At 69.2% G+C, this 22,936-nt stretch carries 25 protein-coding genes; 13 read left to right on the top strand and 12 right to left on the bottom strand.

The genetic code is table 11. The features are described 5' to 3' along the window. Window positions 1-20: 20 nt before the first annotated feature. The 5 genes from OG976_RS14120 to OG976_RS14100 all read left to right on the top strand — a co-directional run bounded on the left by OG976_RS14120 (window position 21) and on the right by OG976_RS14100 (window position 5,410). On the top strand, window positions 21-722 hold the full coding sequence (locus tag OG976_RS14120) for an HAD family hydrolase (protein WP_328349822.1): 702 nt from the start codon (window positions 21-23) through the stop codon (window positions 720-722). A gap of 23 nt (window positions 723-745) precedes the next feature. Continuing rightward, the gene (locus OG976_RS14115) at window positions 746-1,483 is read left to right on the top strand and encodes a pyrimidine reductase family protein (RefSeq protein WP_328349820.1); all 738 of its coding nucleotides are present in this window, start codon (window positions 746-748) and stop codon (window positions 1,481-1,483) included. Then, complete coding sequence (locus OG976_RS14110) at window positions 1,480-1,908, top strand: hypothetical protein (protein WP_328349818.1); 429 nt, start codon at window positions 1,480-1,482, stop codon at window positions 1,906-1,908. Before OG976_RS14115 ends, OG976_RS14110 begins: the two co-directional genes overlap by 4 nt. Window positions 1,909-2,008: 100 nt before the next feature. Continuing rightward, window positions 2,009-4,138: a glycogen debranching protein GlgX gene (gene glgX / locus OG976_RS14105; RefSeq protein WP_328349816.1), complete on the top strand. Its 2,130-nt coding sequence runs from the start codon at window positions 2,009-2,011 to the stop codon at window positions 4,136-4,138. A gap of 225 nt (window positions 4,139-4,363) precedes the next feature. Then, a complete protein-coding gene (locus OG976_RS14100; RefSeq protein WP_328349814.1) occupies window positions 4,364-5,410 on the top strand; it encodes a DUF4185 domain-containing protein in 1,047 nt (348 codons plus the stop codon). A gap of 6 nt (window positions 5,411-5,416) precedes the next feature. Here the strand turns inward: OG976_RS14100 and OG976_RS14095 are convergent, their stop codons facing one another. The 6 genes from OG976_RS14095 to OG976_RS14070 form a co-directional block, all read right to left on the bottom strand. Further along, a complete protein-coding gene (locus OG976_RS14095) occupies window positions 5,417-6,022 on the bottom strand; it encodes a GNAT family N-acetyltransferase (RefSeq protein ID WP_328349812.1) in 606 nt (201 codons plus the stop codon). 9 nt (window positions 6,023-6,031) lie between these two features. Then, window positions 6,032-6,961, bottom strand: a complete 930-nt coding sequence (locus tag OG976_RS14090) for an SDR family NAD(P)-dependent oxidoreductase (RefSeq protein ID WP_328349810.1) — start codon at window positions 6,959-6,961, stop codon at window positions 6,032-6,034. Beyond that, a complete protein-coding gene (locus tag OG976_RS14085; protein WP_328349808.1) occupies window positions 6,958-7,758 on the bottom strand; it encodes an enoyl-CoA hydratase-related protein in 801 nt (266 codons plus the stop codon). Before OG976_RS14085 ends, OG976_RS14090 begins: the two co-directional genes overlap by 4 nt. 43 nt (window positions 7,759-7,801) lie before the next feature. Next, window positions 7,802-10,255, bottom strand: a complete 2,454-nt coding sequence (locus OG976_RS14080; RefSeq protein ID WP_328349806.1) for a beta-propeller domain-containing protein — start codon at window positions 10,253-10,255, stop codon at window positions 7,802-7,804. Between the two features lie 96 nt (window positions 10,256-10,351). Next, window positions 10,352-11,584 (bottom strand): NRAMP family divalent metal transporter, encoded by a 1,233-nt coding sequence (locus OG976_RS14075; protein ID WP_328349804.1) that lies wholly within the window; start codon window positions 11,582-11,584, stop codon window positions 10,352-10,354. Then, complete coding sequence (locus OG976_RS14070) at window positions 11,581-12,435, bottom strand: magnesium transporter MgtE N-terminal domain-containing protein (protein WP_328349802.1); 855 nt, start codon at window positions 12,433-12,435, stop codon at window positions 11,581-11,583. The genes OG976_RS14075 and OG976_RS14070 overlap by 4 nt, the downstream gene beginning before the upstream one ends. Before the next feature lie 160 nt (window positions 12,436-12,595). Between OG976_RS14070 and OG976_RS14065 the strand changes: the two genes are divergently transcribed. Next, complete coding sequence (locus OG976_RS14065) at window positions 12,596-13,891, top strand: acyl-CoA dehydrogenase family protein (RefSeq protein ID WP_328363563.1); 1,296 nt, start codon at window positions 12,596-12,598, stop codon at window positions 13,889-13,891. Then, window positions 13,892-14,536, top strand: coding sequence for a TetR/AcrR family transcriptional regulator (locus OG976_RS14060; RefSeq protein ID WP_328349800.1), 645 nt, complete (start codon window positions 13,892-13,894; stop codon window positions 14,534-14,536). It abuts the gene before it with no gap. Window positions 14,537-14,545: 9 nt separating this feature from the next. On the opposite strand, the gene OG976_RS14055 is transcribed toward OG976_RS14060, so the two are convergent. The 4 genes from OG976_RS14055 to OG976_RS14040 are packed head-to-tail and all read right to left on the bottom strand — an operon-like array spanning window position 14,546 to window position 17,806. Beyond that, a complete protein-coding gene (locus OG976_RS14055) occupies window positions 14,546-15,454 on the bottom strand; it encodes a TIGR03564 family F420-dependent LLM class oxidoreductase (protein ID WP_328349798.1) in 909 nt (302 codons plus the stop codon). Window positions 15,455-15,476: 22 nt separating this feature from the next. Then, window positions 15,477-16,283, bottom strand: coding sequence for an acyl-CoA thioesterase (locus tag OG976_RS14050; RefSeq protein WP_328349796.1), 807 nt, complete (start codon window positions 16,281-16,283; stop codon window positions 15,477-15,479). Continuing rightward, a complete protein-coding gene (locus OG976_RS14045) occupies window positions 16,280-17,482 on the bottom strand; it encodes a CoA transferase (RefSeq protein ID WP_328349794.1) in 1,203 nt (400 codons plus the stop codon). The genes OG976_RS14050 and OG976_RS14045 overlap by 4 nt, the downstream gene beginning before the upstream one ends. 24 nt (window positions 17,483-17,506) lie before the next feature. Beyond that, window positions 17,507-17,806: a hypothetical protein gene (locus OG976_RS14040; RefSeq protein ID WP_328349791.1), complete on the bottom strand. Its 300-nt coding sequence runs from the start codon at window positions 17,804-17,806 to the stop codon at window positions 17,507-17,509. A gap of 84 nt (window positions 17,807-17,890) precedes the next feature. On the opposite strand from OG976_RS14040, the gene OG976_RS14035 reads away from it, so the two are divergent. From OG976_RS14035 to OG976_RS14015, 5 genes are read left to right on the top strand one after another with little or no spacing between them, the layout of a single operon-like run. Next, window positions 17,891-18,067 (top strand): hypothetical protein, encoded by a 177-nt coding sequence (locus OG976_RS14035; protein ID WP_328349789.1) that lies wholly within the window; start codon window positions 17,891-17,893, stop codon window positions 18,065-18,067. Window positions 18,068-18,079: 12 nt separating this feature from the next. Beyond that, window positions 18,080-18,589, top strand: a complete 510-nt coding sequence (locus OG976_RS14030) for a metallophosphoesterase family protein (protein ID WP_328349787.1) — start codon at window positions 18,080-18,082, stop codon at window positions 18,587-18,589. Between the two features lie 18 nt (window positions 18,590-18,607). Beyond that, complete coding sequence (locus tag OG976_RS14025; RefSeq protein ID WP_328349784.1) at window positions 18,608-19,060, top strand: MarR family winged helix-turn-helix transcriptional regulator; 453 nt, start codon at window positions 18,608-18,610, stop codon at window positions 19,058-19,060. Beyond that, window positions 19,057-19,866 carry an ATP-binding cassette domain-containing protein gene (locus tag OG976_RS14020; protein WP_328349782.1) on the top strand — a complete coding sequence of 270 codons (810 nt, stop codon included), beginning with the start codon at window positions 19,057-19,059 and terminating at the stop codon, window positions 19,864-19,866. Before OG976_RS14025 ends, OG976_RS14020 begins: the two co-directional genes overlap by 4 nt. Beyond that, entirely contained in the window at window positions 19,856-20,680 is an 825-nt protein-coding gene (locus OG976_RS14015) for an ABC transporter permease (RefSeq protein WP_328363560.1), read from the top strand. The genes OG976_RS14020 and OG976_RS14015 overlap by 11 nt, the downstream gene beginning before the upstream one ends. Here OG976_RS14015 and OG976_RS14010 read toward each other — a convergent pair. Together OG976_RS14010 and OG976_RS14005 are read right to left on the bottom strand one after the other, a co-directional pair. Then, a complete protein-coding gene (locus OG976_RS14010) occupies window positions 20,677-21,138 on the bottom strand; it encodes a nitroreductase/quinone reductase family protein (protein WP_328349780.1) in 462 nt (153 codons plus the stop codon). The two genes, OG976_RS14015 and OG976_RS14010, sit on opposite strands and share 4 nt — an antisense overlap. Then, window positions 21,135-21,980, bottom strand: a complete 846-nt coding sequence (locus OG976_RS14005) for an NAD(P)H-binding protein (protein WP_328349778.1) — start codon at window positions 21,978-21,980, stop codon at window positions 21,135-21,137. The genes OG976_RS14010 and OG976_RS14005 overlap by 4 nt, the downstream gene beginning before the upstream one ends. A gap of 102 nt (window positions 21,981-22,082) precedes the next feature. On the opposite strand from OG976_RS14005, the gene sigI reads away from it, so the two are divergent. Then, window positions 22,083-22,934: an RNA polymerase sigma factor SigI gene (gene sigI / locus OG976_RS14000; RefSeq protein WP_328349776.1), complete on the top strand. Its 852-nt coding sequence runs from the start codon at window positions 22,083-22,085 to the stop codon at window positions 22,932-22,934. Window positions 22,935-22,936 lie beyond the last annotated feature (2 nt).

The following is a 22,936-nucleotide window of genomic DNA, read 5'->3' as shown; positions in this document are numbered from 1 at the left end:
CCAAGCGGGAACACCCCGGCATGACCACTTCACGTCCGGCCGTGCTGTTCGACATCGACGGCACTCTGGTCGACAGCAACTACCTGCACATCCATGCCTGGCAGCGGGCCTTTGCCGAGGAGGGTCTCGCGGTCCAGGCGTGGCGCATCCACCGCTCGATCGGCATGGACGGCACCACCCTCGTCGACACCCTGTCCGACGGCGCCGATGACGCTGTTCAGCAGCGGCTCAAGGACTTACACACGCGCTACTACGAGGCCTCCTCCCCGATGCTGGCCACATTGCCCGACGCGCGCGCACTCCTGGCCCGGGTGGCCGGCCTCGGGCTGCAGGTGGTTCTCGCGACGTCGGCCCCGCGCAATGAACTGGAACTCCTGCTCTCGACGCTGGACTGCGAGGATCTGATCTCGGCCATCACCTCATCGGAGAACGTCGACGAGGCCAAGCCGCGGCCCGACATCGTCAACGTCGCCCTCGACAAGGCGGGCGTCACCGCGGATCAGGCGGTGTTCGTCGGCGACACCGTGTGGGACGTCGAGGCGGCCGGACGGGCCGCGGTCCCGTGCATCGGTGTGCTCTCGGGCGGGATCTCCCGCGGCGAGCTCGAAGAGGCAGGCGCGGCAGCAGTTTTCGACGACGCCGCGGACCTGCTGGCCCACCTCGAGCGCAGCCCGATCTCGGCGCTGTTTCCGCACGGTGCGGCGCACGAAGTTTTGCGGTGATCGGGTTCGGGTAGAGGCTGCCCATGATCGGGCCGATCCACCAGTTGCATGCCAGCACAGGGCCGGTCGATGTCTCTGGGTACTACCGCGACCCGCCGGACGGTGTGCGCGTCAACATGATCACCTCGCTGGACGGGGCCGCCTTCTTCGGCGGTGTGGCGGGCCCACTGTCGGATGCCACCGACCAGAACCTACTGCTCACGCTGCGCGGCTACGCGGACGTCGTGCTTGTGGGTGCGGGCACCGTCCGGGCTGAGGGGTACGGTCCGGTGCGGCTGTCGGCTGCTCAGAGCGCCGAGCGCGCACGGCGCTGGGGTGTCACCTCCGCCCCGGCGATCGCGGTCGTCACCCATACCGGCCGACTGCCCGCCTCGTTGTTCGCTGAATCCGGCCAGCGGCCCATCCTGATCACCACCGCAGCGTTACTGACCGCCCGACCGGAGCTGACCGAGCTGACCGACGTCATCGTCGCCGGCGACACCGCCGTCGACCTGCCGGCCGCGATCGCTACTCTGCGCACCCGCGGCTTGAACCGCATCCTCTGCGAGGGCGGCCCGACACTTCTCGACGAGCTGGTGGCCGGCGACCTCGTCGACGAGATGTGCCTGACGGTCTCCCCCACCCTGGCCGCCAGCGCGGTCACCTCCCGCTCCGGCGCCCCCGCGCTGGCCGCCCCATTCCGCTTGAGGCTGCAGCACGCCATCACGATCGACGACTACGTCTACCTCAGATACGCCCGACGAAGGGAAGACCGACCATGACCGAAGCCGAGAATCGACTGGACCGACGGCCCGACGGCACCGACGACGACACCGTCGACGCCGTCGGATCACTCTCGGAGGCACTGGAATACGTCGAGCGGGCCCGCGGGCATCTGTACTCGTTCCACCAGCTGATCGGGCACGCCGACCTGCTGCTGGGTGAGACCTGCGACAAGCTGCGCGACGCCGGGCACCGCGACGTCGCCGACACGCTCGGGACCGACATGGTCGGGCGCAACGTGCTCTACGGCCGGTGGACCTTCCAGGTGGTCGAGGAATTCGACGACAACTACTGGAGCCGGCTGCGCGAACACGAACGGGACATCCGCACCCAGCTCATGGGCGGGCAACGCCACGTCTTCGAGGCCGAGATGAAGGAGCGCCGCCGAACCAGGGGGCGATCCGGCCACGAGGCGACACCCTGACCACGCTGCTTGTCACGACCGTCACAGCCGGCGGGGATTTGAGCATGTCCCATCCGGGGTACCCGCCACAGTCCGACCGCCGATCCTAGGGAGTACCGACGTGACCAACATTGCTTCTGAGGTGTGGCCGGGTAAGGCCTATCCGCTGGGGGCCACCTACGACGGGTCGGGCACCAACTTCGCGGTGTTCTCCGAGGTCGCCGAGCGCGTCGAACTCTGCTTGTTCGACGACGACGGCGCCGAGACCCGGGTCGTGCTTCCGGAGGTCGACGGATTCGTCTGGCACTGCTTCCTGCCCGGTATCGAGTCGGGGCAGCGCTACGGATATCGGGTGCACGGGCCCCACGACCCGGACAACGGCCATCGCTGCAATCCCAACAAACTTCTGCTCGACCCGTACGCGAAGGCGATCGACGGCCATTTCGACTGGGACCAGTCGCTGTTCGGGTACAACTTCGGCGAGCCCGGCAGCCGCAACGACGACGACTCGGCGGCCAACATGCCCAAGTCGGTCGTCATCAACCCGTACTTCGACTGGGGGGTGGACCGCCCGCCGCAGCGCGAGTACGCCGACAGCGTCATCTACGAGGCCCACGTCAAGGGTCTGACCCAGACCCACCCCGACATCCCCGAGGCGGCCCGCGGCACTTACTCCGCGATCGCCCACCCGGTGATCATCGATCATCTGAAGTCGTTGGGCGCCACGGCAATCGAGTTGATGCCGGTGCACCACTTCGCCAACGACTCGACCTTGATCGACAAGGGACTGTCCAACTACTGGGGTTACAACACGATCGGCTTCTTCGCCCCGGACAGCAAGTACTCGGCCAGCGGCACACCCGGCGGCCAGGTACAGGAGTTCAAGGCCATGGTGCGGGCACTGCACGAGGCGGGCATCGAGGTGATCCTCGACGTCGTCTACAACCACACCGCCGAGGGCAACCACATGGGGCCCACGCTGAGCTTCCGCGGGATCGACAACGCCGCCTACTACCGCCTGGTCGACGATGACAAGCAGTACTACATGGACCACACCGGCACCGGGAACAGTCTCAACGTCGGCCACCCGCACACGCTGCAACTCATCATGGACTCGCTGCGCTACTGGGTCACCGAGATGCACGTCGACGGTTTCCGGTTCGATCTGGCGGCCACGCTGGCCCGGGAGTTCTTCGAGGTCGACCGGCTGGCCGCATTCTTCGAACTCGTGCAACAGGATCCGACGGTCAGCCAGGTGAAGCTGATCGCCGAGCCGTGGGACATCGGACCCGGCGGCTACCAGGTGGGGAACTTCCCGCCGCAGTGGACCGAGTGGAACGGCAAGTACCGCGATACCGTGCGCGACTTCTGGCGCGGCGAGGACGCCAGCCTCGGCGAGTTCGCCTCCCGGTTGACCGGTTCGGCCGACCTCTACGAACACACGGCGCGGCGGCCGGTGGCCTCGATCAACTTCGTCACCGCACACGACGGTTTCACCCTGCTCGACCTGGTGTCCTACAACGAGAAGCACAACGACGCCAACGGCGAGGACAACAACGACGGCGAGAGCAACAACAAGTCGTGGAACTGCGGAGCCGAAGGGCCCACCGACGATCCGGAGATCAATGCGCTGCGGGCACGTCAGCAACGCAATCTGATCGCCACCACGGTGCTGTCCCAGGGGGTGCCGATGCTGTCGCACGGCGACGAGCTGGGTCGTACCCAGGGGGGTAATAACAACGGGTACTGCCAGGACAACGAGATCACCTGGATCGACTGGGCCAACGCCGACGCCGGGCTTCTGGAGTTCACCGCGCAGGTATCGGCTCTGCGCGGCGAACACCCGGTGTTTCGCCGCCGCCGATTCTTCAATGGCCGGCCCGTGCGCCGCCGCGGCAGCGAAGGCCTTCCGGACATTTCCTGGTTCCGTCCGGACGGCTCGGAAATGAGTGACGAAGACTGGGATTCCGGCTTCGGCAAGTCCGTCGCGGTGTACCTCAACGGGCAGGGAATCCCCGACTTGGACACCCGCGGGCAGCGGGTGGTCGACGACTCCTTCATGCTGTGTTTCAACGCCCATCACGAGCCGATCGAGTTCACCCTGCCGCCCGCGGAGTTCGGCAAGGCCTGGGATATCACGATCGATACGGCCGCTGGAACTGCGGAAACAGACGAATCGTCGGTTATCAAGGCCGGCGGGCCGGTGTGGGTGCAGGGCAGGGCGATGGTGGTGCTTCAGGCGCAGCCGTAGCCACAGCGACCGACTGGAATCGACCCCGGACAGACAGTCATGGCCGATCCCCTCCCCTCCGGGGGACCCGCCATGACTACTGCCCGAATTATCACCATCGGGAACCCCGAAGTGGGCTACTTCGACAAATGAATTCAAATTTTTTTCAAGTAGCCAGCAAACGGTAGAAAAGTGTTTGCGTAGTGCAAATTAGTGGGCCGGAAACCGCCGTGATGAACTAGCCCGATGGCGGCGGTGAGCGGTCCGGCCGGTGGGTTCGTGGGCAAGGTCAAAGACGTGACCGGGCCCGGCCTGACCGATGCCTGGGGAATGACGTGCACCGACCTCGGCGCGTCCGTCCGGGCGCCCGACGGCAGCCTGGTGTCGGTCTTCGGGGACACCTTCTCCGGCAACCGCGTCGGGGTTGGCGAATGGCGCTCACCGGTGATCCTGATCGGGACCGGCGACGCCACCCACGACGTCGTCTATCACCGGGCGGGCGGGGCCGACCCGCGATATGCCCGCCAACTGTGGCGCTACCGGCACTCACCCAGCGGCGGCCTGCTGCGCCGCGGCATCAGCACGGTGATCCCCTCGGACCTGTTGCGCGTCGGCGACGATCTGTTCCTGCACGCCATCGTCAACCGCGGCTTCGGCAATGTGGTGTGGACCGAGATCTGGCATTCAGCCGACAGCGGACTCACCTGGCGACACCTCGGCGCGAAGTTCCCCGCCCGGCTGCACTCCGGCCACAACCAGTGCTGGTCCTGGGATTTCGACCCCGATGACGGCTGGGTGTACGTCGTGTCCACCGGGTTCCAGCGCGACAAGGGGGTCATCCTGCAGCGCGTGCGCCCGCAGCATCTGGCTCACGGTGATCGTTACCTGGCCTGGGATCCGCACACCCGCGGATGGGGTGCGACGCCGGCGGCGATCACCCCGCCCGGGGAGACCTGGGGCGAGCTGTCGTTGCGCCGTCTCGGCACGGGCCGCTGGATCCTGGGTGGCTTCGTCTCCTCGGACTACGCGCTGGGCTACCGGGTGCTGACCGCCCCGACCGCCGACCTGGCCGCTGCCCCGCTGCAGCATCCGGTGACCGGCTGCTCCTGGGACGACGAGGACCACGCGGCGTGCCGGGTGGCCCAGTTGTACGGCGGCTACGTGCTGCCCGGCAGCCGCCTGGGCGTGCCCGGCGGGGTGGGTCTGATGGTCTCGCAGTGGAACACCGCGCGCGGCTGGCCCTATCGGGTCATGCAGTTCCGGGTGACGCTGGCCGACACCACCGTGTCCTGATCACCGTCAGCGCGCGCGACGCCACATCGGCCACAGCGTCGGCCCGCCGTCGGGGATCACGATCTCCCCGGTTACCACGAAGCCGAACCGCTCGTAGTACGGCACGTTCTCCGGGCTGCTCGACTCCAGGTAGGCCGGGGCGTACTCGGCGTCGCACCGATCCAGCCGGGACTGCATCAGGGCCCGTCCGAACCCGTCGCCGCGCACCTTGGGGTCACTGCCGAGGACGGCCAGGTACCAGTGCGGCTCCTCGGGATGGTTTTCCTTCATCAGGTCGGTGAGCACCCGGCTGACGGCCAGCCGGCCCCGGACGGCGCGCAGCACGGCAGGCAGCATCGCGATGTTCTCGCGCGAGGACTGCTGCCAGCGGCCGGGCGGATCCCACAGTGCGACGCCGCCGAGTCCGTCGTCGGTGGAGGCCACCTCGACACCGCGGCCCGGCAGGAAGTGATGGCGGGCCAACGCGCCGAACAGGCCCGGAAGCGCAGCGGTGCGCCGTTCGGGGTCAGGCTGCAGCCAGGTGATCACCGGGTCGTCGTGGAATGCCCGTCCCAGCACCCGCGCCAGTGCCGGGATATCGGATCGGCGCGCGGAGCGGACATCGATGGGCACCCCGCAAGGCTAGTCACCCAGATGAAGTTCGGCCTGCCGCGCCGACCACTCCCACAGCCGGGCGGCTTGCTCCGGGTCCACGGCGAAGGCCGCGTAACCGCCCACCACGCCGTCGTCCATCCCCGCATCGCTCCGCTCCTGCCCGCCGGGGGCGAACGGCTCGGCGATGCTGCAGTCCTCGAGGTAGAGGCCGCCGAGACCGTCGAGTTCCGGCGATGTCGCCGCCCACACGGTGGTCGCGGCGCCGTGCTCGGCGTCGGTGACCTCGAGATTGGCCAGCCTGCCGCTGTAGTCGTCGCGGGTCATGTGGCGGGCCAGTTCGGTGATCACCACCCCCGGGTGCACGGCGAACGAGTGCACGCCGCGCGGTCCCCAGCGCCGCTCGGCCTCCACGGTGAACAACACGTTGGCGGTCTTGCTCTGGCCGTAGGCCTGCCACTTGTCGTAGGTGGACTCGTCGTCGTAGTTCGGGTCCTCCCAGCGGATGCCGCCGTAGAGGTGGCCCCGGCTGCTGAGGTTGACGATGCGAGTGCCGTCGCCGAAGCTGTCGACCAGCCCGGTGGTGAAGACAAAATGGCCGAGATGGTTTGTGCCGAGCTGCATTTCGTAGCCCTGCGCGGTCCGGGACAGCGGCGGGGCCATGATTCCGGCGTTGTTGATGAGCACGTCGATGCGGCCGTGCCGGTGGGCGATGGCCTCGGCGGCGCCCTGGGCGGTGCGCAGGTCGGTGAGATCCAGTGGCACCACTTCACACTCCAGCACCGCGCGGGTCTTCTCCAGATCGCGCACGGCGGCGACGACCTCGGCCCCGGCGGCCTGCATGGCCTGGGCGGTCTGCAGACCCAGCCCGGAGGATGCACCGGTGATGACGACGACCCGTCCGGTCAGGTCGACGCCGTCGAGCACGTCGGAGGTGGTCTTGGCGCTGGGCGCGGTCATGCGGGGTCTCCTGTCTCGCCGGCCGTCGAACGCCATCGCGGTGCCCTGTGCTCCCGCCAGGCGGCCGGCCCCTCGGCGGCATCCGGGCCGCCCATCAACTTCAGATGCACCGTAGTCTCCTCCGCCGCCACCGCGTCGATGTTCGCCGCACCCCACAACAACCGCTTGCTGTAGGCCACCGACGCGGGGTTGGCGTTGACCGCGACGTCGCGTGCCATCTCCAGCGCCGCCGGCAGGACCTCCTCGGCGGGCAGGGCGCGGCTGGCGATCCCGAGGTCGGCGGCCTCGCGGCCGGAGAACGTGCGACCGGTCAGCAGGATGTCGGCGGCGACCGCGAGCCCCACCGCGTGCGGCAGCGTGTAGTGCACCCCGCAGTCGCCGATCATGCCGCGGCGCACCTGCGGGATGGCGAGCTTGGCGTCGTGGGCCACCAGCCGCACATCGCACTGCAGCGCCAGCGTCAGGCCGATGCCGATGGCCGGGCCGTTGATGGCGGCGATCACCAGCTTGCGGATCCGCCAGGCCGGCGGCTGCACCGGCGAGGCGCTGAACCCGTCACCGGGAGCGTCGAATGCCGCTGCGCCGGCGGCCATGTCGGCGCCGGAACAGAAGGCGCGCCCCGCCCCGGTGAGGACGACCGCGCGCACGGCGTCGTCGCTGTCACAGCGACGGTAGGCCGCACTGAGAGCGTTGGCGGTCTCACCGGAGAACGCGTTGAGCCGCTGCGGCCCGTCCAGGGTGACCACGGCGACACCGGCGTCGTCCACGTCGACCCGGACCGCGGTGGCGTTGCTCACGCAGCGATCTTGGCACACGGCCGGATGGCCGGAGCCGCGCCGATCAGACCTGCACGGGGGTGCTGAAGTCGGCCAGGTTGTAGGCCGTCACATGGTTGTCCGACACCGCGTAGAGCACGTCGCCGATGCGCACGGTGCGGATGACCGGCTCGTCGGTGGCGATGGAGCCGAGTTCGGTGATGCCGTCCGGCCCCACGCGCAACAGCTTCAGGCTCTGCCCATAGTGGTAGGCACCCGTCTGCGCGTCGTAGCCACTGGCATCCACCGGCACCACCAGCAGTCCGTCCTGCGCGGAGTAGAGCACCGCATGATGGTCGAATTGTGCCTGGCTCCAAGACCATTCGCCGTCCCCGTCGAGGAACTGCCGGTCCACCTGGACGGGATTCGACGGGTCGCTGACGTCGAACAGCGACGCATGCACGTGGTTGCGCCAGGTACCGGCCTCCTGCTCCTGGCCGATCCCGAGCAGCAGTCCGTCGCCGACAGGTTGGAGATAGTTGGAGAACCCCGGGATGACCAGTTCCCCGCGAAGTACCGGCGCGGCCGGATCGCTGAGGTCGACGGCGAACAGCGGGTCGGTCCGCAGGAACGTCACCAGGTAGGCCATGTCCCCGACGAATCGGACCGCGTACAGCTGCTCGCCCGGCGCCAGACCGGTCACCCGACCGACCTGCTGCAGGGTGTCCGCATCGAGCACGTACACGCCGTTGTCGTTGCGCGACGTCCAGCTGCCGTTGCCCCAGGCGCTGGAGGTGGTGTGCGTGGCCACCCGGAGGTGTCCGTCGTATTCGTCGAGGGCGAACTGGTTGATCAGCGTGCCCGCCACGACCGCCCCCGCCTGCCACTTCACCGAGGTGCCCGCGACGGCGAAGCGGTCGATGCGGGTGTCGCTCGAGGAACCGGAATCGGTGTAGGTGTAGTTCGAGGTCGCCAGGTACAGCCCGTCGCGCGTCATGTAGACGGTGCCGCCGGTGGGGGCCACCATCGCGGTCGCGCCGCCGGCTCCCGCGGTCACGGCCAACGTATGCGCGGAGTCGATGGACACGACCGTCACCAGCGACTGGTCGAAATCCGCCTTCGGCCGGACGATCTGGCCGGCCTTGGTGAGGACTCCGAGATCGACCACAGTGCCGTTCGCGTCGATGCTGTAGGCGTGCGGCAGCGCGGTGCTGACGATGCTGCCTGCCACCCGGGCGGCGTAGGAGTCCCACGTCTCGTAGGTGCGGTTGGCGACGACGGTCGGGTTGCCACCCCACCGGATCATCAGGTCGGTGAGCGCCGCGGGGCTGACCTCAACCGGGCCGCCCTTCACCGGGGTGTCGGTGTAGAGCGGTTCGGGCAACTTGATCGAGGCGTCCAGGACGACGTGCACCACGCCGTCGACGGAGCGCGCGTCGCGGTAGGCGCCGTCGTAGACCCGACGGGTGACCGCGGTCGGCGCGGTGGGGTCGGCGATGTCGTAGACGGTGACCGTGGTCTGCGGGTTCCATCCGCCCCAGGGTGCGAACGGGCCGGCCGGCTTGGCGTAGATGGCGCAGCACCAGCCGGACCCGGACTGGGTGATGACAGTCAGGCGGTTGCCGGAGAGGAACTGGCCGACGACATTGCCGGACAGGGTGACGGTGGAGACGACGTTGGTGTCGGCGCCGACGATCTTGAGCTCACCGTTGTGCGCGATGTAGATGTAGTGGCCGTCGGTCTCGACGAAGTCGGCCTCGTCAACCCCGTCAACCTGGGTGTTGGTGTCCGAGACGGTCCCGACCACGCCGGTGGATTTGAGGTAGGCGACGTCGAACAGCCAGGGGTAGCCGTAGTCGTAGACCGGCACGGTCTGGCCGAACAGGCCCTCGTAGCGCTGCTTGGCCAGTGCCAGCAGGTAGTCGCGCAGTTGCTGCTCGGTGAAGTAGGTGCCGCCGGGCGCCACGGTGGTCGGCAGCGACAGACCCCGGCGGATCAACGACAGTGCGCCCTGCAGGAATTCGGTGATCGGGCTGGCGGGCAGGCCGTTCAGCTGGTTGGCGGCGATGTCGATGAGGCGGCCGAACTCCGTCTTCAGCGCGATCATCTGGTCGGGGATGGCGGGCGTGAGCCCGCCTGACGGACGACCGGTCCTGGCCACCGGGATCCGGGCGGGCACGGTCTGGGCGGCAGCCGGAGAGGTCTCAGTCGATGCCGCAGCCGGTTCGGTGGTCTGCGCCGGGGTGAGGGCAATCGGTATCCGCCGTGCCGGGGCGGCTGCCCTGGGCCGGGTCACCGAGGTGGTTCGCGAACTGCCGCCGCCGCCCGAGCTGCCTGACGACGCGTTGCCCCGCGGGGCATGCCTGCCCGCCGCCGAGTGCGCCGCCGACCCCGTGTCACTGCTGGTTCCGGCCGACGCCGAGGACGAATCGTCGTCCCCGGTGGCGGCGGTAGCAACGGCTAGGCCCTGCGGGCCCGCCAGGGACAGTCCCAGCGCGAAGGCGGCCGCGCCAACCCGTGCACCACGTTTACCGGCCAACACCCCAACCCTTGTTCGTCCGACATTCACAGCGAGCCCACACTATCTGCACAGCAGCAGGCGCAGTGGGGTTTGCTGGTTACTTCTCGGCGTCGATCACGCGACGAGCGTGGTGATTCCCAGCGCAACGACGCACAGCACCACCACTGCGGTGGTCATGCCGTATCCGACGGTGGCGCGGGGGCCGATCGCGAAGCGGCCCATCAGGGCACGGTCGCGGCCGAGCCCGATCATGGCGAACAGCAGCGGGATCAGCAGCACCGCGTTGAGCACCTGGGTGCCGACCAGGATCGTGACCAGCGGAATCCCGGGTGCCAGGACGATGGCGGCGCCGATGAAGGTGATGATGCCGTAGGTCATATAGAAGGTGCGCGCGTCGCGGTAGGGGTCGTCGACCGCCGCCTCCAGGCCGGCGAACTCACAGACCGAGTAGGCGGTGGACAGCGGCAGGATGGAGGCCGCCAGGAAGGCCGCACCGATCAGCCCGATGGCGAACAGCGTCGAGGCAGCCTCACCGGCAAGTGGTTGCAGCGCGACGGCGGCATCGGCGGCATCGCTGATGCTGCGGCCATCGCGATGCAGGGTCGCAGCGCACGCCACGACGACAAAGAAGCCGATCACCCCGGTGAGTACCGCGCCGGTGACGACGTCGACACGTTCCAGTGCCAGGTCCTCGGTGCGCAACTTCTTGTCCACCGCGTAGGACTGCATGAACGACAGGCCCCACGGCGCCAGCGTCGTGCCCAGGGTGGCGGTGACGATCCCGATCGCCTGGCCCGTCATCGGCATGGTCGGCACCAGCGCCCCGTGCAGTGCCGCACCCCAGTCCGGCTTGGCCAGGATTCCCGAGGCGATGTAGGCCAGGAACACCGTGGACAACAGCAGCAGCAGGCGTTCGACGCGGTGAAAGCTGCCGCGTAGCACCAGCAGCGAGACGACCACGCCGGCGGCGGGCACGCTGACATAGCGGCTGATGCCGAAAAGCTCGAAACCCGCTGCAATGCCGGCGAATTCGGCGCACGTCGTGCCGATGTTGGCGACCACCAGAGCAGCGAGGACGGCACCACCGATTCTGACTCCGTAGCGCTGGCGCACCAGTCCGATGAGGCCCTGCCCGGTGATGACGCCCATCCGCGCGGCGAGCGTGTGGAAGACGATGAGCGCGATGGTGGACAGCAGTAACACCCACAGCAGCTGATAGCCGTGGTCGGCGCCCAGCACCGAGTAGGTGGTGATGCCCGCCGGGTCGTCGTCGGACAGCCCGGCCAGCAGGCCCGGTCCGACGACGGCGAGCAGGGCGGCCAGCCGGGTGTTCTTGCGGCCGGTCACGGCGGTGACCCGGTGCTGTGGTGGCGCCGCGGCCAGACCCGGAACCGCAGGAACTTGCGGCCGCCGAGTGCGGGCGCGTGCTGGAGCAGCGTGCGCCACCGCCGGGCGTGCTCGGCGGGCATGGCCGCCACGATGCGGGCGGCTTCCGGGTCGGGCAGTGCCCGCAGGACACGTTCGGCCACCGCGGGATGGGCGGCGCACACCACGTCGGCGGCCACACCGGGCCCCGTGGCGGCCAGGATCTCGGCGGCCGACTCGGTGTCGAGCCGGCTGACCAGTGCCGCCAGCCCGCGCGGGTCGAGGCGGTGCACGGCGGCGCGGGGGGTGGCCAGTTGCACGGAGTGCCCGCGTTCGGAGGCCAGGTGCAGGTCCGACCACGCGATGATGTCCTCGCGGCGGGCACCCGTGGCGGGCAAGCGCAACCGCTGCAGTACCGCGCCGAAGCCCACCTCGACGCCGACCAGTTCGAGGCGGCCCCCGCCGCTGCGGGCCAGCACGACGTCGGCCACCCGGGCCAGCCGCTGGCCCACGACGTCGACGACCTGGGTGTCCAGCACGTCGCGCGCCAGCAGGATCTCGCGGTCACCGAGTGCCGCGGTCAGGTCGTCGACGGCGAAGCGCCCGGCGTCTGCGGCGTCGAGCGCCAGCACCACCTGGTTGTGCCCGAAGTTGGTGACCTGCTCCCACGGGATCAGCAGCTGCGACCCGCGACCCCGGCTGACCACCACCCGGTCGGCGAGGGGCGGGCCGGACTCCTCCACCAGATCGGCCGTCAGGTCGGCGAGGCGGCCGATGACCCGGCCGTCCCGTCCGAGCACATCGTGACCGGTGACCCGGCTGAGCAACAGCACATCCGCAGCATGCCGCATGGGACCGTCGCGAGATTGAACCCACGCAAAAGAACTGCGAGTGCAGTGCAGCGTCAGCTCAGTCTCGGGAGCATTGATTAATGCAGTTGCATCAAGTTATGCTCGCGCCGCCTTGCCGCCGCCGACCCCCGAGGAAGCCGACATGTGGGATTTCGAGACCGACCCCGAGTACCAGAAGAAGCTCGACTGGGTCGAGGAGTTCATGCGTGACGAACTCGAGCCGCTGGACTTCGCGCCGCTGGACCCCTACGAGAAGAAGAACCCTGCCGTACTCGCGGTGCTGCGGCCGCTGCAGCAGCAGGTCAAGGACCAGGGCCTGTGGGCGGCGCACCTGAGCCCCGAGCTCGGCGGCCAGGGCTACGGTCAGGTCAAGCTGGCGCTGCTGAACGAAATCGTCGGCCGGTCCCGTTGGGCACCTTCGGTTTTCGGATCGCAGGCACCGGACTCGGGTAACGCCGAGATCCTGGCGCTGTTCGGCACCGAGGGGCAGAAGAAGCGCTACCTGCAGCCGTTGCTCGACGGCGAGATCTCGTCGTGCTATTCGATGACCGAACCGCAGGGCGGCTCGGATCCGGGCTTGTTCACCACCCGCGCCGAGCGCGACGGCGACTCCTGGGTGATCAACGGCGAGAAGTGGTTCTCTTCCAACGCCCGCAACGCGGAGTTCTTCATCGTGATGGCGGTGACCAACCCGGAAGCCCGCACCCACCAGAAGATGTCGCTGTTCATCGTGCCCGCCGAAACACCGGGTATCGAGGTGATCCGCCACGTCGGGGTCGGCGGCGAAGCCGACGAGCGGGCCGGGCATGGCTACCTCCGCTACAACGACGTCCGGGTGCCTGCCGACCATGTGCTCGGCGGCGAGGGTCAGGCTTTCGCGATCGCGCAGACCCGGCTCGGCGGCGGCCGCGTGCATCACGCCATGCGCACAATCGCATTGGCGCGCAAGGCTTTCGACATGATGTGTGAGCGCGCGGTGTCGCGGCAGACGCGTCGCGGTCCGCTGGGCGACTACCAGATGACGCAGGAGAAGATCGCCGACAGCTGGATCCAGATCGAGCAGTTCCGGCTGCTGGTGCTGCGCACCGCGTGGAAGATCGACAAGTACCACGACTACCAGTTGGTGCGCCGCGACATCGCGGCGGTGAAAGTTGCTATGCCGCAGGTGCTTCACGACGTGGTGCAGCGGGCCATGCACCTGCACGGCGCGCTGGGCGTCTCCGACGAGATGCCGTTCGTGAAGATGATGGTGGCGGCCCAGTCGCTGGCCATCGCGGACGGTCCCACCGAGGTGCACAAGCTGACCGTGGCACGGCGCACCCTCAAGGAGTACGAGCCCGTCGACTCACTTTTCCCGTCACAGCACATCCCGACCCGCCGGGCCGCCGCACAGGCCCGGCTGGCCGACCTCATCGAACACGAAGTCGCCGAACACTAGATGGCGCTGGACACCCGGCCGAAGCTCGTCGCGGCGGCCGAGCAGTTGTTCGCCGACCGCGGGGTGGACGCGGTCAGCCTGCGTGAGATCGCCCGGCAGGCAGGCACCCGCAATGTGATGGCCGTGCAGTATCACTTCGCCGACCGCGCCGGCGTGCTGGCGGCCATCGCCGCCAAGCATCTGCCGGCGGTCGACGCCCGCCGAAATGCCCTGCTGGACAACGCGGATCCCTCGATGCGATCGATGGCTGAGGCGTTGGTGCGGCCGTTGGCGGCCAAACTCGACGATGCCGACGGCGGGCCGGCGTTCCTGCGGATCCATGCCGACCTGCTCAACCGCGCGGTGCCGGCGTTCGACGTCACCGGCGGACCGGACAGCAGCCTGCAGCGCTGGCGCGACACGGTCGAACCGCTGCTGGATCCGGTCGCGGTGGCGCTGCACACCAGGCTCGCCGCGCTGATCTACACCGCAGTCGAATTGGGCAGGCGGGCCGCCTCAGCCCCGCACACCGACGACCGGTTGTTCACCAGCCACCTCATCGACACCGTGGCCGCGATGCTGGCCAGCACGCCGTCGGCCGAGACCCGGGCGCTGGCCGTGCAGCGGCAGGCCCGGCGGGCCAGGCGCAGCCCGTCGCGAACCTGAGCGTCGGGGTTAGGTCAGCAGGCCCTTGAGGGCCTCGCGGGTGTCGGCGGCCTCGTCGGGGGTCCCCGCAACCTCTACGGCCGCGAAGTCGGTGACGCCGATGTCGGCGAGCGCCGCGATGCGCTCCTGCACCTGGGCCGCGCTGCCGATGATCGCGATCTCGGCGGGCCCCACCACGCCCTCGCGGTCGAGCATGGCGCGGTAGCTGGGCAGCGAGCCGTACACCGAGAACTCCTCGGCGGCGCGGGCCGTGGCGGCGTCGAGGTCCTTGGTGACGCAGACCGGCAGCGCGGCGATGACACGGGGTGCGGGACGCCCGAACTCCTCGGCAGCCTTGTTGATGGTCGGGATCGTGTGGCCCGCCAGCGTCGCCGGACCGGTGCACCAGGTCAGCGTGCCGTCGGCCAGAGCCGCGGTGACCCGCAGCATCTGTTCGCCCAGGGCGGCCACCACCACGCCGAATCCGGTGGAGCCGTTGGCGTTGACGGCGGCGTGCACCCGGTAGAGCTCGCCGTCGAAGTTGGCGGGCTCGTTGCGCGAGAGCGGCATCAGCACACTGAGGTACTCCCGCATGTGGCGCACCGGCTTGTCGTAGCTCAGGCCGAACAGGTCCTCGATGACGAGCTTGTGGCTCAGCCCGATGCCCAGGGTCAGGCGGTTGCCCGAGGCGGCGGCCACCGTGTGGGACTGCTGGGCCAGCGCGTGCGGGTGGCGCGGGAACGTCGGCACCACCGAGGTGCCGAGTTCGATGCGTGGCACCTTGGTGCCCACCACCGCCAGCGCCGTCAGGGCGTCGTGCCCGAAGATCTGCGGCGCCCAGTAGGTGGCGAACCCGTCGCGCTCAGCGGAGGCGGCCTCGGCCACCACGTCGTCCAGAGTTCCGGTGTTGACCGCGCCGCCGAAGATTCCGTACCTCATGAGCCGACCGTACCGCGCCGGTTCAGGTGCGCGGCACCGCCAGTCCCTCCTGGGCCAGGGTGGCGGTCAGGACGCCGTCGGCGTCATAGAGCCCGCCCGTCATCAGACCGCGCCCGCGGGCCGCGGCCGGCGAGCGGGATTCGAGCAGGTTCCAGCGGTCGGCGCGGATCGGGCGGTGGAACCAGATCGAGGAGTCGGTGGTGGCGGTGCGGTGGCTGCGGTCGACCATCGAGTGACCGTGCACGGCCAGCACCGGGTCGATGCCGTAGATGTCGGTGACGTAGACCGCGGCGCAGGCGTGCACCAGCGGGTCCTGCGGCAGCGGTACGGTGATTCGCCACCACAGCCGCCGCACGAATTCCCCTGTGGTGCAGTCATCTTCGCTGCGAATGTCGATCTCGTCGAGCGGTAGCGACGGCGCCGGGCCGATCAGGCCGTCGACAGCCAGGCTCTCCGGGTCGACCGTTGCGGTCTGGTGGGCGTGTTCGGGACCGTCGGCGCTCACCGAGAACGAGGCGGTCGCGGTGACCAGCAGGCGGCCGTCCTGGCGGGCCAGCACCCGCCGCGACGCCGCCGTGCGGCCGTCGTACACCCGCTCCACCTGGTAGTCGACCGGCGCCCCGGCGTCCCCGCCGCGCAGGAACTGCACGTGCAGGCTGGTCGGGGCGGGCCCGGGGTGCAGCGTGCGGCAGGCGGCGGCCAGCGCTTGGGCTGCCAGGTGCCCGCCGTAGGCCCGCTTGTCGGGCGGTCCCGCGGCAACCCCGGTGAAGTGGTCGTCCGCGGAGCCGTCCGGAACAACGTCGAGCAGCCCGGGAAGAACGTGGGTCACGTTGCCACCGTTCCTGATTCGATGAGTCCGGCGATCTGCGCGGCGCTCAGGCCGAGGTGCTCGGTCAGGACGGCGGCGGTGTCGTCACCGAGTGCCGGTGCGGCGACGGCGGCGACGTGCGCACCGTCGACCGACATCGGCAGGCCGGGCGCCAGATAGGTTCCGATCCGCGGTTGGTCCAGGGCTGTGAACAACGGGTTGGCGGTCACCCGCGGATGCTCGGCGACCTCGGCGAAGCTGAGGTAGCGGTCCCAGAGCACCGAACTGCCCGACAGCGCGGCGCTCACCTGCTCAGCGGTGTGGGTGCGGAACCAGGCGGCGAACAACCCGGACAGCACGTCTCGGTGCTCGTAGCGCTGGCCTTCGTCGCTGAAGTCGGCACCGAGCGCTTCAGCCACGGCCGCAACGGCTTTCGTCGTACCGGTGAGGTCGGTGAGGTCGCGGAAATGCCTGCCGGTCAGTGCGACGATCATGAACGACACCCCGTCGCTGCTGGTGAAGTTCTGGCCGTACTGGCCAAACAGGTTGTTGCCCAGGCGTGGCCGCTGGGTGCCATTGACCATCACCTCGGCCAGGAAGCCGAGGTTGGCGGCGGTCGCGAGCGCGACGTCGTCCAGTGGCAGCCGGATGCTGCTGCCCTGCCCGCTGTTGTCGCGGCGGCGCAGGGCGGCCAGGATCGCCAGCGCGGCGTAGAGCCCACAGCTGACATCCCAGGCCGGAAGGACGTGATTGACGGGTTCGCTGTGCTCGGCCGGGCCGGTGACCAGCGGGAAGCCGGTGGCGGCGTTGACGGTGTAGTCCACGCCGGTGGACCCGTCGGCGCGGCCGACGACCTCGAGGTGGATGAGGTCGGGCCGCTGGGCGCTCAGGGTTTCGTAGGAATGCCATTGCCGGCCGGCCACATTGGTGATCAGGATCCCGGCCTCGAGAATGAGCCGCTGGACCAGGGCTTGACCTTCGGGGGATCGCATATCGGCCGCAACCGAGCGCTTGCCCTTGTTCAGTCCCGCCCAGTAGATGCTCTCGCCGGCGTCGGTCAGAGGCCAGCGGTGGTAGTCGGCCGCACCGCCGATCGGGTCGACCCGGATCACTTCGGCGCCGAGCTGGGCCAGCGTCATTCCGGCCAGGGGCACCGCCACGAAACTGGAGATCTCGACGATGCGGACGCCCGCCAGCGGCAGGTCAGCTGAAGCACTCACCGCACGAGTATGGCGTGCGGCCTGCTAGGCCACCGCGACCGGTACGCCCAGGCAGATCAGCATCAACAGCAGCAGAAACCAGGCCGCGCCCTGCCAGATCGGCCAGACGCCCTCGGCCTTCCACACCCGATAGGTGCGGACCAATGCCCCGACTCCGCCGGCGAACAGCGTGCCCGGCACGAGAATCCCCGCGATCAGGGAGTGCCAGACGACGGCGGCGGCGAACGCGACACCGGCCACCGCGACGACGATGACCACATAGGTCACCGCGGCCCGGAACATCGCCGGGTCATGCCAGCGTTTCTCGACGTCGTTGTTCGACATAGTCACCTCGTTTCCCAGCGTAGGCGCAGATAAACGCGGCCGGATACCGGTTGGTGGCCGCCGGTGCCGGGTAGTCCCGCGGTCATGACCCATCCCACAGATGAGAACAGCGAAGACGTCGGCTCCGACGAGCACGTGGCCTCCTCACGTGCCGGCAAGGACGACGACAGCGGCACCTACGTCGGGGCCACCGGACCGGACGACTCGTTCGACGCCGGTGAGACGGGCGCCGAGGCCCGCGCCGAGCGCGGAGGTCGGTGAGAGGATCGGGCCATGCGCCTGCTGCTGCTCGCCGACACGCACATACCGAAGCGGGCGCGCGATCTTCCGCCGCAGGTATGGGATGAGGTGCAGCGCAGCGACGTGGTGGTGCACGCGGGCGACTGGGTGAACGCCGCCCTGCTCGACGAACTCTCGCAACGCTCGCGGCGACTGATCGCGTGCTGGGGTAACAACGACGGGCCGGAGCTACGGTCGCGCCTGCCGGAGCGGGCCGACGTGACACTGGACGGTCTGCGGTTCACCGTCGTGCACGAGACCGGCGCGGCGTCGGGTCGTGAGGCGCGGATGGCGCAGCAGTACCCGGAGTCCGACGTGCTGGTGTTCGGGCACAGCCACATCCCCTGGGACACCACGGCCCGCACCGGTCTGCGACTGCTGAACCCGGGCTCGCCGACCGACCGGCGGCGGCAACCGTTCTGCACGTACATGACCGCAGAAACCGGGGCCGGGACGCTACGGGACGTGCGCCTGCATCAGATCGAAAGAACATTAGCTCTGTAACAGAGCTAATGTGGTGTGATGGACACCCGGACCGATCTGATCGCCGAGCTGTTCGGCACGGTCGGCCGGTTCCGCCGGACCGTGCGCCGGGCCGGCGGGCGCGCCTTCGGCACCTCGGGGTTGACCGAGTCACAGGCCGAACTGCTGCGGCTGGTGGGCCGCCAGCCCGGCATCTCGGTGAGCGCCGCGGCGGCTGACCTCGGCCTGGCCGCCAACACCGCCTCCACCCTGGTGTCCAAACTGGCCGGCGATGGGCTGCTGGTCCGCACGCCGGACCCGGACGACCGCCGGGTGAGCCGGCTTGCCCTGACCGCGCCGGCCCAGCAACTGGCGGATGCGTCCCGAGCGGCTCGTCGCGCAGCCCTGGCCGAGGCACTCGAGCGCCTCGACGCCGACGACACCGAGGCGCTCGCCGCCGGGCTGCGGGTGCTGGCCCGGATCACCGCGACAGTGCAGGAGAAACGACTATGACCGTTGCCGCCATCGACTGCCGGAATCTGACCCACCGCTACGGCGACTTCACCGCCGTCGACGACGTCACACTGCAGGTGCAGACCGGAGAAACCCTGGGCCTGCTCGGCCCGAACGGGGCGGGCAAGACCACTGTCGTGCGGTTGTTGACCACGCTGGCCCCCATCCAGCGCGGCGAGGTGCGCATCTTCGGCCTCGACGCCCGTCGCGACACAATGGACATCCGCTACAACCTCGGCTATGTGCCGCAACAACTTTCGATCGAGCCGGCGCTGACCGGCAGGCAGAACGTGGAATGGTTCGCCCGGCTCTACGACGTACCCCGCTCGGCGCGCAGGCAGCGGGTCGCCGAGGTGCTGGAGTCGATGCAGCTGCTGGAGGTGGCCGACCGATTGGCCGGCACCTACTCCGGCGGTATGGTGCGCCGTCTCGAGCTGGCCCAGGCCCTGGTCAACCAGCCATCGTTGCTGATTCTTGACGAACCCACCGTCGGCCTGGATCCCATTGCCCGCGACAGTGTCTGGTCCCAGGTGCAGACCATGCAGCAGCAGTTCGGCATGACGGTCCTGTTGACCACCCACTACATGGAGGAGGCTGACGTGCTGTGCGACCGGGTCGCCCTGATGCACCACGGCCGGCTGCAGGCGGTCGGGACACCGGCCGAACTCAAAACCCGGGTAGGTGCCGACGCCTCCCTGGAGGACGTGTTCCGCCACTTTGCCGGGTCTGGGCTCGCCGAGTCCGTCGACCAGTCGGGACTGGGTGCGATCCGGGCCGGCCGGAAGGCGGCGCGTGATGCGGGCTGAGTACGCGACCTCACCAGGGCTGCTGCGGGCGCCGCGCGGCTGGCGGCGGGTGCCGAACCTGGCGTCCCGGATGGAGACCTTCGGTTGGGTCGAGTTGCAGAAGCTGCGCCACGACCGCACCGAGTTGTTCACCCGGATGGTGCAGCCGGCCCTATGGCTGCTGATCTTCGGCACGACGTTCAATCGGTTGCACGTCATCGACACCGGCCCGGTGCCCTACCTGGCGTTCCTGGCGCCCGGCATCATCGCCCAGTCGGCGCTGTTCATCTCCATCTTCTACGGCATCCAGATCATCTGGGACCGTGACGCGGGCATCCTGGCCAAGCTCATGGTCACGCCGGCGCCGGCGCCGGCGCTGGTGACCGGCAAGGCGTTCGCCGCCGGGGTGCGCTCGGTCGCCCAGGTGGTCGGCGTGCTGGCGCTGGCCTATCTGATGGGCATTCACATGACCCACAACCCGCTGCGGATCATGGCCGCGATGGGTGTGGTGATGCTCGGGTCGGCGTTCTTCGCCTGCCTGTCGATGACGCTGGCGGGGCTGGTCCGCAACCGCGACCGGCTGATGGGCATCGGCCAGGCCATCACCATGCCGTTGTTCTTCGCCTCCAACGCGCTGTATCCGGTGTCGGTGATGCCGGAGTGGTTGCGTTGGCTGTCGCGGGTGAATCCGCTGAGCTACGAGGTGGATTCGCTGCGGCTGCTGTTGGTCGACATTCCCTCGGCGCACCCGTGGCTCGATCTGGGTGTGCTGGTGCTGGCTGCGGTGGCCGGCGTCGCCTCGGCTTCGGTGCTGCTGCGCCGCCTGGTTCGCTAACGCGGCTTCTTCGACGCCGCCAGCGGGTCGAAGCGGAACACCGGCAATGTTCCTGCCAGGGCTTCGAATTCGTCGGGGCTGCCCTGCTTGACGAGGCCTGATCGTTTCGCGAAGGCCACGCCGACGGGTACCGACACCGGGTAGGCGCGCAGCACCGGACGGGCTTGGTCGGCGTCGAGCTCGATGATCGCGATTCGCCGGGAACGCCTGCCGCGGCTCAGTGTCCCGGCGCCGGCGGCACGCGCATTGCGCGCCCAGTCAGAGCCCGGATAGCCGGCGACGGTGTACAACGCGCCGTCGTACTCGAACGGCGTCATGGGTGTGCTGCGGGGCTTGCCGGACGTGCGCCCGGGAACGGTGAGCACGTAGGCGGGCCCGGTGGGCACCCCCAACTTCTGGACGGCCATCATCAGGCGGTTCATCGGCTTGAGCCACCGGGGTGGGTGCGGATCGGTCATGGCTTCTCCTTGCTGAAGAGTGCGGTGTGGTCGGCCGCCCAGCGGGCGAACGGGGTAGCGGGCCGGTCGAGAATTCTCTCGACGTCGTCGGTGACCACCGCGGGCGTCGTCGCGGTCGCCTCCTGCATCGCGATGTAGGCGTCGGCGAACTGCGCCGAGAACCCGTTGGCGACGAACCGTTCGCGTACCGACTCGGCCGGGACTTCCAGATATCGCAGCGGACGGCGCAGGACGGTGCCGACGATCGTGACGAGCTCGCTGTTGGTCAGCGATTGCGGCCCGGTCAAGGGAATTCGCCGCCCGACGAGATCGTCGGTCAGCAGAGCGCGGGCGGCGACGGCGGCGATGTCGGCCTCGGCGATCGGCGCCGCAGATGCCCCCGCGTACGGCCCCGCGACGACGTCACCGGCGCTGATCTGGGCCGCCCACATGCCGGGGAAGTTCGACGCGAACACCGACGGGCGCAGGCTCACCCAGGACAGTCCGGATGCGACCGCGAGTTGCTCGCATTCCCGATTCCGGTCGCCGCGGTACCGGGACGGCTGGCGGGCGTCGTCGTCGTCGGCATTGATCGCCGACAACGCCACCAGCTTGGCGACGCCCTGGCGTCGTGCGCACGACACGACGTCGGCCAGGGCCGGACCCAGGGCGCGGGAATTGAGGAAGACCGCCGAGGCGCCCTTGACGGCGTCGGCTGCGTCGGCGAACAGCTCGGCACCGGCCGGCATGCGCGCGCCCTCCGCGCGGCGGGTCACCGCACGAACGTGCGCGCCTGCCCTCAGCAGCTGCTCGACGAGGGGCCTGCCCACATTGCCGCTCACCCCGGTCACCACGATGGTCATCGCGAGTCCTTTCTGTCGGTACCAGTAAGGACGAGGCGCAACTGTGGAAAGTGACAGGGCGTGCGCGGTAACTTTTTGCCATGCCGATTCGTCGTCTATGACATGAGTGATCCGATCGCCGGGCTGGTGCAGGCCCACCGCGCGTACCTGACCAACCTGGCCTACCAGATGGTCGGTGACATCGGCGATGCGGAAGACATTGTGCAGGAAGCGTTTCTGCGACTCTCGATGACCGGTGCCGGCGAGATCGACGACCCCCGGGGCTGGTTGACGGTGGTCAGCAGCCGACTGTGCCTCGATCAGGTCCGCTCGGCGCGCCACCGTCGGGTGACGGCCTCCGAACCCGAGGTGGTGGAGCGACGGGAACCGCTGAATCACCGCCCCGAACTCGACCCGAGCGAGCGGGTCACCCTCGACGAGCAGGTCCACGACGCACTGTTCGAGGTGCTGCACCGGCTCACTCCCCCCGAACGGGTGGCGTTCGTGCTGCACGACGTGTTCGGGGTGCCGTTCGACGAGATCTCACAGACCGTGGGACGCCCGTCTGCGACGTGCCGTCAGCTCGCGCGCCGGGCCCGCACCAAGATTCATGCTGCGAGCACGGGTGGCGCGCCTGTCGAGCCGGGCGAGCATCACGCCGTCACGGAGACGTTCATCGCGGCGTGCGCGGGCGCCGACCTGGAGGCGCTGACCGCCGTCTTGGCTCCGGACGTGTGGGGGGTCGGCACGATCCTCGCCGATCCGGCACCGCCACCCCAGGTCAACCACGGACCGGTCGCGGTTGCCACCAACCTGCTGCGCTATCTCGCCGGCGCGACGCTCGTCACCGAGACCGGTGGCCGGCCGGTGATCCTGGCCTACAGCCGCCGACGGTTGTTCGCCGTGGTCGCGTTGACCATCGGCAACGGCCAGGTGCTCAGCATCGAGGCGACGGCGGACCCGTCGGCGCGCTGAGG

This window comes from Mycobacterium sp. NBC_00419, from assembly GCF_036023875.1.
Taxonomy (GTDB): Bacteria; Actinomycetota; Actinomycetes; order Mycobacteriales; family Mycobacteriaceae; genus Mycobacterium.
Note: the sequence above shows the minus strand (reverse complement) of the source record. Positions and strands in the feature narration are given on the sequence as shown.